The organism is Natrinema pellirubrum DSM 15624 (assembly GCF_000230735.2).
Lineage (GTDB): Archaea > Halobacteriota > Halobacteria > Halobacteriales > Natrialbaceae > Natrinema > Natrinema pellirubrum.
Genome location: NC_019962.1, coordinates 3,328,867 through 3,342,308 on the forward strand (window position 1 = coordinate 3,328,867; position 13,442 = coordinate 3,342,308).

11 protein-coding genes and 3 rRNA genes are annotated in these 13,442 nt (G+C 62.1%); 6 read left to right on the forward strand and 8 right to left on the reverse strand.

All coding sequences use genetic code 11. The features are described from left to right. Positions 1–15: 15 nt before the first annotated feature. Entirely contained in the window at positions 16–459 is a 444-nt protein-coding gene (locus NATPE_RS16140) for a DUF5790 family protein (protein WP_006182662.1), read from the reverse strand. Positions 460–730: 271 nt separating this feature from the next. Between NATPE_RS16140 and NATPE_RS16145 the strand changes: the two genes are divergently transcribed. From NATPE_RS16145 to NATPE_RS16155, 3 genes are all read left to right on the forward strand, one after another. Beyond that, entirely contained in the window at positions 731–1,087 is a 357-nt protein-coding gene (locus NATPE_RS16145; RefSeq protein WP_006182663.1) for a dihydroneopterin aldolase family protein, read from the forward strand. An 85-nt stretch (positions 1,088–1,172) separates the two neighbouring features. Beyond that, positions 1,173–1,946 carry an NAD-dependent glucose-6-phosphate dehydrogenase Azf gene (azf, locus tag NATPE_RS16150; RefSeq protein WP_006182664.1) on the forward strand — a complete coding sequence of 258 codons (774 nt, stop codon included), beginning with the start codon at positions 1,173–1,175 and terminating at the stop codon, positions 1,944–1,946. Between the two features lie 63 nt (positions 1,947–2,009). Then, complete coding sequence (locus tag NATPE_RS16155) at positions 2,010–2,981, forward strand: aldo/keto reductase (RefSeq protein WP_006182665.1); 972 nt, start codon at positions 2,010–2,012, stop codon at positions 2,979–2,981. Between the two features lies 1 nt (position 2,982). Here the strand turns inward: NATPE_RS16155 and NATPE_RS16160 are convergent, their stop codons facing one another. The 4 genes from NATPE_RS16160 to NATPE_RS16175 form a co-directional block, all read right to left on the reverse strand. Next, the gene (locus tag NATPE_RS16160) at positions 2,983–3,855 is read right to left on the reverse strand and encodes an LLM class F420-dependent oxidoreductase (RefSeq protein WP_006182666.1); all 873 of its coding nucleotides are present in this window, start codon (positions 3,853–3,855) and stop codon (positions 2,983–2,985) included. A gap of 134 nt (positions 3,856–3,989) precedes the next feature. After that, a complete protein-coding gene (locus tag NATPE_RS16165) occupies positions 3,990–4,604 on the reverse strand; it encodes a DUF309 domain-containing protein (protein ID WP_006182667.1) in 615 nt (204 codons plus the stop codon). Between the two features lie 320 nt (positions 4,605–4,924). Next, the gene (locus tag NATPE_RS16170; protein WP_006182668.1) at positions 4,925–6,022 is read right to left on the reverse strand and encodes an aminopeptidase; all 1,098 of its coding nucleotides are present in this window, start codon (positions 6,020–6,022) and stop codon (positions 4,925–4,927) included. A gap of 89 nt (positions 6,023–6,111) precedes the next feature. Next, positions 6,112–6,837 (reverse strand): queuosine precursor transporter, encoded by a 726-nt coding sequence (locus tag NATPE_RS16175; RefSeq protein ID WP_006182669.1) that lies wholly within the window; start codon positions 6,835–6,837, stop codon positions 6,112–6,114. A 456-nt stretch (positions 6,838–7,293) separates the two neighbouring features. Between NATPE_RS16175 and NATPE_RS16180 the strand changes: the two genes are divergently transcribed. The 3 genes from NATPE_RS16180 (at position 7,294) to NATPE_RS16190 (ending at position 9,807) form a co-directional block, all read left to right on the forward strand. Beyond that, positions 7,294–7,488, forward strand: coding sequence for a cold-shock protein (locus tag NATPE_RS16180; RefSeq protein ID WP_006182670.1), 195 nt, complete (start codon positions 7,294–7,296; stop codon positions 7,486–7,488). A 252-nt stretch (positions 7,489–7,740) separates the two neighbouring features. Then, the gene (locus tag NATPE_RS16185; protein WP_006182671.1) at positions 7,741–8,016 is read left to right on the forward strand and encodes a PadR family transcriptional regulator; all 276 of its coding nucleotides are present in this window, start codon (positions 7,741–7,743) and stop codon (positions 8,014–8,016) included. A gap of 444 nt (positions 8,017–8,460) precedes the next feature. Then, positions 8,461–9,807 carry a ribonuclease J gene (locus NATPE_RS16190; RefSeq protein ID WP_006182672.1) on the forward strand — a complete coding sequence of 449 codons (1,347 nt, stop codon included), beginning with the start codon at positions 8,461–8,463 and terminating at the stop codon, positions 9,805–9,807. A 105-nt stretch (positions 9,808–9,912) separates the two neighbouring features. Here NATPE_RS16190 and rrf (NATPE_RS16195) read toward each other — a convergent pair. The 3 genes from rrf (NATPE_RS16195) to NATPE_RS16205 all read right to left on the reverse strand — a co-directional run bounded on the left by rrf (NATPE_RS16195) (position 9,913) and on the right by NATPE_RS16205 (position 13,276). Then, positions 9,913–10,034, reverse strand: a 5S ribosomal RNA gene (gene rrf / locus NATPE_RS16195). Positions 10,035–10,105: 71 nt separating this feature from the next. Next, positions 10,106–10,227 (reverse strand): 5S ribosomal RNA (gene rrf, locus NATPE_RS16200). Between the two features lie 127 nt (positions 10,228–10,354). Beyond that, positions 10,355–13,276: ribosomal RNA gene (locus NATPE_RS16205) — 23S ribosomal RNA — on the reverse strand. Positions 13,277–13,442: the final 166 nt, after the last annotated feature.

The following is a 13,442-nucleotide window of genomic DNA, read 5'->3' on the forward strand; positions in this document are numbered from 1 at the left end:
TGGGCCGGCGCTCGATTACTCCTCGTCTTCCTCGTCGTCCGTAGCGTCGGCCGACTCATCGTCGGCAGGACCGGCGTCCTGCAGCGTACCCCGAAGCGCCGGGATCGTCGAGGTGAGTTCACCGACCTGTTCGCCGGCCTCGGCGATGTCCGTGATCGCGTCCTCGAGGTCCTCGATCTCGGCCTCGAGGTCATCGGCGTCGTCGAAGGCGTCGGCGCGCTGGCCCATCGTGAACCACTTCTTCGCGTCGCGGAGGTGATCCTCGGCGTCGCCGACCTCAAGCGCGGAGTTGAGCCCGTTGAGCGCACCCAACACGTTGTCCGCGTCGGTCTCCCAGACGTCGTCGGCGTCGGGCAGGGCCGCCCAGGCCGCCTCGAGCGAGGACTCGACGTCCTCGCGCATCTCGTTGGCGGCTTCCCCGAACAGTTCCTCGTCGTCGCCGAGCGTCGCTTGGCTCATGTCACCGTCTTTGCGGGCACGGGGGTTAAAAGATAGCCCGAAAGTGAAAGTGAAATCAGTCGCGAGCGGGTCGGTATCGGTCGAACGGCGGCACGATTTCGAAAGGGAGGTCCTCAGTCCAGCGGCGGATCGCTTGCGTCCGCCTCGTTCGGCAGCGAGCCGACGACCGCTCCGGACGGACGGCCAGACGCAAGCGACGTGTCCGGACCGTCGCAATCGTCGCTCCACGAACATCGGAATCCCCTTGCCGGCCGCAGACGAGACCCATCGTATGAGTTCCGAGACACCGACCGACGCCGAGACGGCCTGCTTCGAGGCCGGCATCAAGTTCGGCTCGCTGTACCACCAGTTCGCCGGCACGCCCGTCTCGCCCGAGAGCGCGCCCAGCCTCGCGACGGCGATAGCGGAATCGATCGAGAACCAGCCTCACTGTCGCGCGGTCACCGTCGACGTCCGAACCGACGAACTCGAGGCCGAACTCGCCGAGTCGACGGCCGACTACACCGAGCTGACGGGACGGTTTCTCGAGGTCGAGATCGTCGTCGACTACGAGGGCTGTACAGTCGTCACCCGTATGGAAATGGAGGACGGCTATCCCCTGATGCGACTCGAGTCGGTTCGAGAGTGAGCCGATCGACGGACGTGTGGCATCACCGACCGCACGCCCGGCAAACCGCATGGTACTTATCGACGCTTTCCCTTCCACCGAACGAATGGCACAGTCAGTCCTGCTCACCGGGGCTGCGGGGCGGGTCGGAGACGCCATCCTCGGCGGCCTCGCGGACGACTACGAGTGGCGATTACTGGATCGGGAGCCGCCGACCGACGACCAGCCGGGCGAGTTCGTCGTCGCGGACATCACCGACGCGGAGGCCGTCCGGGAGGCGATGGACGGCATCGACGTCGTGATCCACCTCGCGGGCGACCCGCGTCCGGAAGCGCCGTGGAACAGCGTCTTGACGAACAACATCGACGGGACCCAGACGGTCTTCGAGGCGGCCGTCGACGCCGGCGTCGAGGCGGTCGTCTTCGCGTCCTCGAACCACGCCGTCGGCAACTACGAGACCGACGAGCGCACGCCCGAGATGTATCGCGAGGACGACGACTACCTGCTCGACGGGACCGAACTCCCGCGGCCAAGCAACCTCTATGGCGTCTCGAAGGCCGCCGGCGAGACACTGGGTCGGTACTATCACGACGAACACGACCTCTCCGTCGCCTGTGTGCGCATCGGCAACCTCACACAGGGTCACCCGCCGATCGACTACGAGCGCGGGCAGGCGATGTGGCTCTCCTACCGCGACTGTGCGCATCTGTTCGATCGCTGCATTCGTGCGGACTACGACTACGAGATCGTCTACGGCATCTCCGACAACGACCGCAAGTACTACTCGATCGAGCGCGCTCGAGAGGCGCTGGGCTACGACCCGCAGGACAACTCCGCGTACTACGACGGCGAGGAGCAAGTCGTCGAACCGGACGCCTGACAAGAGCCGGCAACCGACTCCGACGAGCCCGATTTTTTGTCGCCGCCGGTCGGATCGTGATCCATGGAGTACACGACGCTCGGCTCGACCGGGATGACGGTCAGCCGAATCTGTCTCGGTTGTATGAGCTTCGGTACGGAACGGGAGTGGATGCTCGATCCCGAGGAGAGCAAGGCGTTGATCGACCGCGCGATCGATCTCGGCATCAATTTCTTCGACACCGCGAACGTCTACTCCACCGGCGAGTCCGAGGAAATCCTCGGCGACGCGCTCGCGGGCTACGACCGCGACTCGCAGGTCGTCGCGACGAAGGTCTTCGGCGAGATGGATCCCGGCAACCCCAATGCCAGCGGCCTCTCCCGCAAAGCCATCGAGCAGGAACTCGCGGCCAGCCGCGAGCGACTCGGGATGGACACCATCGACCTCTACCAGACCCATCGCTGGGACTACGAGACGCCGATCGACGAGACACTGCGTGCGCTCGACGACGCCGTCCGCCGCGGCGAGGTACGCTACATCGGCACCTCCTCGATGTGGGCCCACCAGTTCGCCAACGCCTTGCAAACGAGCGATGCGTTGGACCTCGAGCGGTTCGCGACGATGCAGAACCACTACAACGTCCTCTATCGCGAGGAGGAACGCGAGATGCTACCCCTTTGTGACAAGGAAGACATCGGCGTCATCCCGTGGTCGCCGCTGGCCCGCGGCGTCGCGACCCGCCCCCACGAGGAGATCGAGTCGACCACGCGCGGTCGGACCGACCAGTACCTCGAGCAGATGTCCTATCTCCAGGGCGGCGGCGAGGCGATCAACGAACGGATTCAGGAGTTGGCCGCCGACAAGGGCGTCTCGATGGCCCAGATTTCGCTTGCCTGGCTGCTCCACAAGGACTGGGTCGATGCCCCAATCGTCGGCACGACCAGCGTCGAACACCTCGAAGACGCCGTCGAGGCACTCGAGATCGACCTCTCGGACTCCGATATGGAGTACCTCGAGGAACCGTACGAGCCGTTGCCGGTGGCTGGACACCAATAAACTATAGCAGGCCGGTCTCGGTCAACACCTCGGCGACCCGCTCGAGGTGGGCCGTGTGTTCCGCCCCCTCGAGGCCCTGGTACATCGTCGTGATCGAGAGGTAGTCGGCCCCCAGCTCCCGCCAGGCCTGGGCGCGCTCGATCCACTCGTCTTCCTCGTCGGGAACGGCGTACATCCGGCCGGCAAGGCCGATGTCGTCGGGATCGCGACCTGCTTCCTCGGCGTACTCAGCGAGGTCCGCGAGGTGGGCCTCGGCGTCGTCGCCCGGCTGGAACTGGGGTAACCAGCCGTCGGCGAGGCGGGCGACCCGGCGCTTGACCGGTTCTGCCATCCCGCCCATCCAGAGCGGAATCGGTTGCTGGACCGGCAGCGGTCGGATACCGGCATCGGGAATCTCGTGGAAATCGCCGTCGAACTCGACTAAGTCGTCGGTCCACAGGGACCTGAGGACTTCGACCTGTTCCTCGATACGCTGTCCGCGTCGCGAGAAGTCCTCGCCAAGCGCGACGTATTCGGGCTCGTTCCAGCCGACGCCGACCCCCATCCGAAATCGTCCGTCGGTAAACCGATCCAGCTGGGCGGCCTGCTTCGCCACGAGCGCCGTCTGGCGCTGTGGCAGGACGAGAATCCCCGTCATGAACGTCAACGCCTCCGTCTGCCCAGCCAGATAAGAGTACGTCGTCAGCGGCTCGTGGAACGTACTCTCGTAGTCGTATGGGCCGTCCCATCCCTCCCGGTCCGGGTTCACCCCGAGGACGTGATCGTACGCCAGCACGTGTTCGTACCCCGATGACTCGACCCGCCGTGCGTAGTCGGCGAGCGTCTCCGGGTCGTGGCCGATCTCGAGTTGCGGTAACACGGTACCGATTTCCATACCCCGGCGTTCGGACGGGGCCGACTTGAAGCTCCGGCCGTCGGCGAACGACGGCGGCTATCGGCACGCTGGACGACCACGTGCCGCTCAACATCACCTGGCGAATCGTCACCCGAGACTCGAGCGCCGACACATTAGAACAATCCCTCGACGTCCTCCTCGCGAGCCCGCCGCCGGCCGACGTGGTCCGTCAGGCGCTGATAAATGATCCCCCGATGCTCGTCCTCTCGGACGAAATCGAACACCAGCGTGATGAACCGACTGTCGTCCTCGCCGGCCACGAGAGCGTCCTCGGCGTACTCCCGGGCCCGTGCGACCGGCTCCGGGTCGTAGCCGAACTCCTCGGCCAGGACGACCGCCGCGATCGCCGTCGGCTCGAACGCAAGGTCCGAGAGTGAGGGGGGCGCGCCCTCGTGTTCGATCGAGACCGGCGGGCCCCGCTCGATCCGTTCGGGATCGGCCGCGAGTCCGGAGAGCGCGGTCCGGATCGGCTCGAGTCCCAGATCGCGGTAGTCCGCGGGCAGCCCCGCGAGGTACTCGCCGCCGCTCTCGGCGAGCCCGACCGCGCCCTCCCAGTTGCGCTCACGGGCGTGGTGGACCGCACCGCTGTACTGGATGAGTCCGTGGAGCAGCCGCTCGTCGTCGCTGCCGGACTCGCACTCGAGCCACCGGTCCTCCCAGGCGTCGTGAGCGGCGTGGTAATAACCGGCGTTGAAGATCGCGGCCCCGGCTCGAAGGTGATCGCGCATAGCCGTGGTTGGGGCTCGAAACTCGAGAACGTGACGAAAACGGTGACCGCCGGATACCTCGTCGGGAAGCGATCGGGGCCGCACCGGGAGCGAACGGCCCAATCGCCGCCCGACGACGCGTACCGCCTCCGGCAGGGCGGGCAGACGACTGTGGACGGGTCGATTCCGGGACGTGTGATCCCAACCGGTTACTGGCCGCCACCGGTGCGGCGGTATCCGTTGTGAGGGGCTCCGTACGGATTAGTATGGGATTGCTTCCGGCGTTTCCGAGCGCGTTCGAGGACGGTAAGCATTTCCTACCGGTCGGTCAGCTCGAGCGTTCAGGCATCGAACCCATCCTCGAACCGGAAGGTCCCGTTTCGCTGGACGACCTCGCCGTCGATCTCGAGGCGGGAGTCCGCGCTGACGTCGGTGATCAGGTCGACGTGGACCGACGAGTCGTTGCCCGCTTCGCCGTCGGGGAGACAGGCATCGTATGCCCGTCCAAGCGCCAGATGGACGGTATCACCCATCTTCTCGTCGAAGAGGATGTTGTCCGTGTAGCGGTCGATCCCGCGGTTCATCCCGATACCGAGTTCGCCCAACCGGCGCGCGCCGTCGTCCGTCTCGAGGACGTCGCCGATCACGTCTCCGCCCTGCTCGGCGTCGTAATCGACGACCGCACCGTCCGCGAACTCGAGGCGGACGTCCCGGACGGCCTCGCCCCGGATCGTCATCGGCACGTCGAATGTCACCTCGCCCTCGGTCGCGTACGGCGCGGTAAACACCTCGCCGCTCGGCAGGTTGTGGGAGTCGTAGGCGACGGAGGCGGCGCTGTTGACCGCCGTTCGGCCCTCGATCGACATCGTGAGATCGGTGTCGCTCGAGACGAGCCGCACCTCCGAGCCCGCATCGAGGAGGTCTTTCAGTTGAGCCATCTCGTCGGCCAGCGACTCCCAATCACGCAGGATGGCGTCGTACGCGAAGTCCTGATACTCCTCGTAGGCCATGTTCGCCTGCTGGGCCAGCGAGCGCGTCGGATGCGCCGTCGACACCCAGCAGGTCCCAAGTCGCGTCTCCCGGATCTCGTTTCTGGCCTCGGTGTAGGCCCGCCGGCGCTCGCCCGGCACGTCCGCCGTCGCGCTCGTGTTTCGCCCGCCGCCCAGCGAGAGGTAGACGTCCGCGTTCTCCACGAGCGCGAGTTCGTGGGCGGGGGTCTCGTCGAACGCGTCGTCGTGAGCCTGTAGATACGCGCGCGTAATCTCGCCCGAACTGTACGTCGCGAGCAGGTTCGCGCCCCGCTCGCCGAGTTTCTCGGCGACGGCCACGGCCAGTTCGTGGGCGTCCGGCCCGACCGAGACGACCACGTCGTCGCCCGCCTCAACCCGCGCACTCCAGTCGACCAGTACTTCGGCGTGTTCGCGGACCCGTTCGTCCATACCCGCACCTCTCGAGCGGGCTACTAAACGCTCCCCGTTCGGACCGAGAATCCGGGGCTGTGAGGAGGGGGACTGCGAGCCGCGAACGATCAGGCGGTGCTGGCGTCCTCGGCCGGGACCCCCTCGCGCGAACGCACGAGCGAGACGATGGCGTAGACGATCGGGGTGTCCAGGAAGGCGATTGCGAGTTTCAGCAGGTACTGGCCGACGATCAACGAGAGCAAGAGGTCGGGCGTGAGGACCGTCCCGACGCCGAGGACGGCGGGTGCAACGGCGAACGCGACGACGACGAAGATGACGGTATCGATGGCCTGACTGGAGGCCGTCGACCCGATGTTCCGAAGCCAGAGCTTCTCGGGGCCGGTGTACTCGCGAATTCGATGGAAGACGAGAACGTCCCAGTTCTGACTGACGACGTAGGCCAGGAGGCTCCCCAGTACCACGTTCGTCGACGCCCCCAGCGCGGTCTCGAACGCGCCCGGATCGACGCTCGAGGGGGCGGCGGGCGCGGCGATCGTCGACCAGACCAGCGCGAGAACGACGAAGTTCAACACGAAGCCGACGTTGACCAGCACCTGTGCGGCGCGGCGACCGTACAGTTCGGTGTAACAGTCGCTCGCGAGAAACGTCAGTGCGTAGGCGAGCGCGGCCCCCGGCAACGCGAGCTGTGCCCCGGTGATCGGGATCGCGACGGGTAGTTCGAAGGCCAATACCTTCGAGGCAGTCAACTGTGCGGTGACGAGCGCCGCCACGAAGAGACCGATCAACGCGACCTGGGCAGCCGTTGGGACACCCGTGGATCGTTCCTGACTCATGCCGCCGCGTATCCGTCGGACTCACCTAAACGATGCTACTTCGCTGCCGTGATCGCCGTCCGTCGCCTCGAACGGCGGTCGGACGCATCGACGATAACCCGCGTCCACTGTTCGACCCTCCATCGAACGCACGCCCTCGAGGGGAAAGCGGTCCGAAGGCGTTCTTGACGGACGGTCACTCCGATTCGAATCGGACCCAACGACATCGACGACGTCACGAACTCTCGAGACGTATTTAACCGACGACTACGGGGACAGTTGGGAAGTACATCCAGTTGGAGAGCTGTTCCGTGGGTTTCCGTCCGATTCCGCCACGCACCACTCGAGAAAAACAGGTTCCACCGTTTCTCTGCAGTTCGCTCGTCACCCGTTTCCAATTATAGCTCAGTATTTTTCTTTCGGCTGCGGAATAATTGCACAACTGTTATACGCATCGCGGGTCTCTCTGGAATTGCAATGGCGAAAGGAAACGTTGATTTCTTCAACGACACAGGCGGCTACGGTTTCATCGAGACTGACGACGCGGACGATGACGTTTTCTTCCACATGGAAGACGTTGGCGGTCCGGACCTCGAAGAAGGCACAGAGATCGAATTCGACATCGAACAGGCCCCCAAGGGCCCCCGCGCCACCAACGTCACCCGCCTGTAATACGGCTACTTGCGTTCGGTAACGGGTTTCACAGTTCGAATACCATTCTTCGGAACGCAGACGCTTGAGCGACTGCGTTCTCTCTTACTCGGCGAACGACTCCCTCGTCGTTCGGATATAGTCAGTCGTTACCGAGTGAAATCGGACCCATCGATCCGAGAGCCTCAATTAGTTGCCCGAAACGACTTCGGAACGGTTGATACGAAATCGATAACAAATAGTCGGATTCCCGTTCGTCCACCCGAGTACACAATGGACGATCTGACTGGGTTTCAACGAGACCTTCTGTACGTGATCGCGGGGGCCGATCAGCCGTCCGGCCAAGACGTCAAAGACGAAGTCGAAACGTACTACAACAGCGAAATAAATCACGGGCGGCTGTATCCGAACCTCGATACGCTCGTCAACAAGGACCTCGTCGAGAAAGGGCAACTCGACCGCCGGACGAACTACTACGAGATCAGCGACAGCGGCCAACAAGCCATCGAACGACGCCGCGAGTGGGAGCAACAGTATATCAGCGACTAAGCTCCGCCGACCGCCACACGAGGTCGATACCACGGGGCCGCCACGGACGGCAACCACCCGACGCCACGAGTACCGAATAGGCCCTTGTCCCGACCATCCCGCTCGACCCAGTCAGCACCGCCTCGAGCCGCCATCCGACCCAAAACGTGGTGCCGATGCGATTCACCGTCGCGTCTCGGTTCCCGGCTCCCGCGACTACCCGTTTTCACACCAATCGACCCCCGGCTGATCGCTCTCTCGCTCGCTGAAACCCGGGGCTACTTACGTCGGGAGAGCGGTTGCTATACTATCCGAAAAAGGCGCTGTCCGTGGCGCAGTCGGGGCCGGATATCGGTTCGGCCGCCCGAGACGTGATCGACGCCGGTTCTCGCCGTGCAGCACATCCGTCCGGCGGCCGTTCTGGCCGCGTGACTGTCCACAGGACTGCTCTGATCGGTCCCACCAATGGAAATCGAAATTGCGACGATCGGCGGTTACGAGGAAGTCGGCCGACAGATGACGGCTGTCCGCGCTGGCGACGACATCGTGATCTTCGACATGGGCCTGAACCTGTCGAAGGTACTCATTCACGACAACATCCGAACCGAAGGGATGCACAGTCTCGATCTGATCGACATGGGTGCCATTCCGGACGATCGGATCATGAGCGACCTCGAGGGCGACGTCCAGGCGATCGTGCCGACCCACGGTCACCTCGACCACATCGGTGCGATCAGCAAACTCGCACACCGGTACGACGCCCCCATCATCGCCTCCCCGTTCACGCTCGAGCTGGTCAAAGGCGAACTCGAGGAGGAAGGCAAGTTCGACGCCGACAACGAACTGATCGCGATGGATCCCGGCGAGACGACCTCGATCGGCGACAGCGGCGTCCTCGACCTCGAGTTCGTCAACGTCACCCACTCCATCGTCGACGCGATCAATCCCGTCCTCCACACGCCCGAAGGCGCCGTCGTCTACGGGCTGGACAAACGGATGGACCACACCCCCGTCATCGGCGATCCGATCGACATGGAGCGGTTCCGCGAGATCGGCCGCGAGGGCGAGGGCGTCCTCGCCTACATCGAGGACTGTACCAACGCGAACAAGAAGGGCCGAACGCCCTCCGAAAGCGTCGCCCGCGAACACCTCCGCGACGTCCTCTACAGCATGGAGGACTACGACGGCGGCATCGTCGCGACGACGTTCTCGAGTCACATCGCGCGCGTGAAGTCTCTCATCGAGTTCGCTCGAGATATCGGTCGGCAGCCGATTCTGCTGGGCCGCTCGATGGAGACGTACTCCGGCACCGCGAAACAAATCGGGATCGACTTCCCGTCCGATGTCGAGATGGTCGGCTACCGCCAATCCATCGAGCAGACGTTCGAGCGGATCATGAACGAGGGCAAGGAGAACTTCCTGCCTGTCGTCACTGGACATCAGGGCGAACCGCGTGCGACCCTCACCCGCATGGGCCGCGGCGAGACACCCTACGAACTGGAAGACGGTGACAAGGTCGTCTTCTCGGCACGAGTCATTCCGGAGCCGACCAACGAGGGCCAGCGCTACCAGGCCGAGAAACTCCTCCGCATGCAAGGTGCGCGCATCTACGACGATATTCACGTCTCGGGGCACCTCTGTCAGGAGGGTCACTACGAGATGCTCGATGAGTTGCAGCCTGAACACGTAATTCCGGCCCACCAGAACATGAGCGGCTTCTCGGGATACGTCGATCTGGCCTCTAATCAGGGGTACAAGCTCGGACGGGATCTGCACGTCACCTCGAACGGGAATATCATCGACCTCGTCTGAGTTAGCCAACAGCGATTTCTCTTCTCTCAGATACAAATAGCATAGAGTGTGCGACAATAAATACGAAAACCCGCATAGTAGCGACTATGCGGGTTGAAGTATGAATGGAAGCGGCGAAACGGGGTTCCCAGAGGGTCGCCCACTCCAGTACTGACCGTAACGTAGGCGAGCTTATCTTCCGTGTTCGGGATGGGTACGGGAGGCACCTCGCCACTATGGCCGCTGTAATGCCGACCGGCGGAATCGAACCGCCGTCAGACCACGATCGGTATATTTCGGCTCTATTGGCCGATATGAATGGTGGCGGCGAATCAGATTTCCCAGAGGGTCGCCCACTCCAGTACTGACCGAAACGCAGGCGAGCTTATCTTCCGTGTTCGGGATGGGTACGGGAGGCACCTCGCCGCTATGGCCGCCGTAACGCCGATTCACGGAATCGAACCGCGATCATGCCAATATCGGTGGTCTCTCCAAGACCGAGTGTACGTGTAGTCCAGTTTGCGTCCGGACCCGTTCACGCGTCACGGATCCAATGCGATGTAGTATGAATGTGTGGCTCGATCGATTAGTGCTCGCGGGCTCAACACCTCGTTGCCTTGGTGCGTACACCCCGAGTCTATCGAACTCGTCTTCTACGAGTGATCTCAGTGGTATCTCTTTTTCAGGTGGGTTTCGAGCTTAGATGCGTTCAGCTCTTACCCCGTGGTGCGTCGCTGCCCGGCACGTGCCCTTTCGGACAGCCGGTACACGAGTGGCACCCATTCGTAGTTCCTCTCGTACTATACGAACGTTCCCGTCAGATACCGTAACACCCCCAATAGATAGCAGCCGACCTGTCTCACGACGGTCTAAACCCAGCTCACGACCTCCTTTAATAGGCGAACAACCTCACCCTTGCCCGCTTCTGCACGGGCAGGATGGAGGGAACCGACATCGAGGTAGCAAGCCACCCGGTCGATATGTGCTCTTGCGGGTGACGACTCTGTTATCCCTAAGGTAGCTTTTCTGTCAGCAATTGGCCGCATCAAGCAGCCTAATTGGTTCGCTAGACCACGCTTTCGCGTCAGCGTCCGTCGTTGTGCCGGACACTGTCAGACTTCCGTTTGCTCTTGCGCTCTTTTCCGCGTCTCCGACGCGGATGAGGAAATCTTGGGGCGCGCCCGATATCTTTTCAGGCGCGTACCGCCCCAGTCAAACTGCCCGGCTACCAGTGTCCTCCGCCAGGAGTGAGAGTCGCAGTCACCATCGGGTAGTATTTCAATGCTGCCTCGGTGGCCCGCTAGCGCGGGTACCTGTGTAGCGGCTCCTACCTATGCTGCACAATGGCGACCACGTCTCAGTGACAGCCTGCAGTAAAGCTCTATAGGGTCTTCGCTTCCCCTTGGGGGTCTCCAGACTCCGCACTGGAACGTACAGTTCACCGGGCCCAACGTTGGGACAGTGGCGCTCTCGTTGATCCATTCATGCAAGCCGCTACTGAAGCGGCAAGGTACTACGCTACCTTAAGAGGGTCATAGTTACCCCCGCCGTTAACAGGTCCTTCGTCCCCTTGTACGGGGTGTTCAGATACCTGCACTGGGCAGGATTCAGTGACCGTACGAGTCCTTACGGATTTGCGGTCACCTATGTTGTTACTAGACAGTCGGAGCGCCCGAGTCACTGCGACCTGCCCCATTGCAGGGCAGGCATCCCTTATTGCGAACGTACGGGACTAACTTGCCGAATTCCCTAACGTCGGTTGCTCCCGACAGACCTTGGCTTTCGCCGCCACGAGTACCTGTGTCGGATCTCGGTACGGACAGTGTGTTTGCCTTTTCACGGGCTCTAGGTTGACCTCTCTTGCGCTATCCTATCATTCGGTCGCTTCGTGCCATTACGGCTTCCACGAACTTCGATAGTTCGACCGGGCGAAAGCCCGGCAGAGGCGGCCCCAAAGCGTTGGCTTTGAGTACACACTGGCATAGGAATATTAACCTATTTCCCTGTTGTCAGCTTCGACTTACGGGCTGACTTAGGACCGGCTAACCCTCAGCTGATCAGCATTGCTGAGGAACCCTTACTCGTTCGGCCGTCGGGGTTCTAACCCGACTAACGCTGCTACTATGACCAGGATTTTCGTTACTGAACGGTCCACACGATCTCTCGACCGTGCTTCCACCCGAACAGAACGCCAACCTACGAGATCACCAGTATCAGTGGTGCTGCTAGGTCTCGGTGGTAGACTTGAGCCCCGATCATTTTGGGCGCCTCAAACCTCGGCCGGTAAGCTGTTACGCTTTTCTTAGAGGGTAGCTGCTTCTAAGCTCACCTCCCGGCTGTCTAGGGCTTGAGACCACCTTCGATCGCACTTAGTCTACACTTGGGGACCTTAACCCAGCTCTGGGTTGTCTCCCTCACGGTACACAGGCTTACCCCGTGCACCGGACTCCCTGCGTCAAACGACGTTCATAGGTTCGGAGTTGGACAGGGGGGCACACTCCTCTCGGAGTGCGATCCCCCAATCCGTCGCTCTACCCCATGAACTATCTCGGCAGAGGTCATGCTTCGACATGTTTCGGTTGGAACCAGCTGTTTCCGGACTCGATGGGCCTTTCACCCCTAGACGTAGGTCACGAGAGGGTATTGTAGGACACCAACTCTAACAGGCCTCCACGTGCCTTTCGGCACGCTTCGCCTTGCCCACGCCTAGATCGTCCGGTTTCGGGTCGTGCCCGTTTGACTCCCCGCGCTTGAACACGGCGGCCCTCGTGCAAAGCACTGCGGCCATGTCGGTTTCCCTTCGCCTTCCTCGATGATCGAGTTAGACTCGTCAAACAGGCACACTCCCTGGTTCGTTTTTCAAAACGTACGACAGAACACCGGCTTCCCAAACTTCTTACTACAGGTTCGCACCTGATTCATTTTGTCCGGGACCTTGTGTGCCCTGTCGCTCCATCGCCAACTGATTTCACGCCCTATTGCACCTCCCTTCGTGGGGTGCTTTTCAGCGTTCGCTCACGCTACTTGTTCGCTATCGGTCTTGAGGAGTGTTTAGTCTTCGCGGTCGATGCCCGCGATATTCACGAGGGATATCCAACCCCCGATACTCTGGAGCTGACTCGTTCCTTACTTGTCGACGGTACGGGACTGTCACCCTGTTTCGTACTCTATTCCAAGAGACTTCGCGTCGCCGTTCGGGAAGTGATCGTCAGTCCGAACACCACATTGCCCGTGAAGGCTTCGGTTTGGACTGTGTCGCGTTTATTCGCCATTACTAACGACATCGCGTTTGCTTTCTTTTCCTGTCGATACTAAGATGTTTCAATTCTCGACGTTCCCCATTGCGCGAAGCAATTGCGGTGGGGATTCCCATTCGGAGATCCCAAGTTCTTTGCCTCCGTGCGGCTCCCTTGGGCTTATCGCAGCTTGGCACGTCCTTCTTCAGCTCTCAAGCCGAGCGATCCACCAGCTGGCACAGTAGCCACGTTCATCGGATCGGCGTTGCGACAGAGTCGCAACATCGTGACCCGGGAACGGGTCCAGTGGACGCCTGGACTACACGTACACACGGTCTCATCTGCACGCCGGTAGACGGCCGGCCTGCATTAACCCTTCCCACCCGCACTTGCGCGGGGTGGTGCATCGGTTCGTTCGGA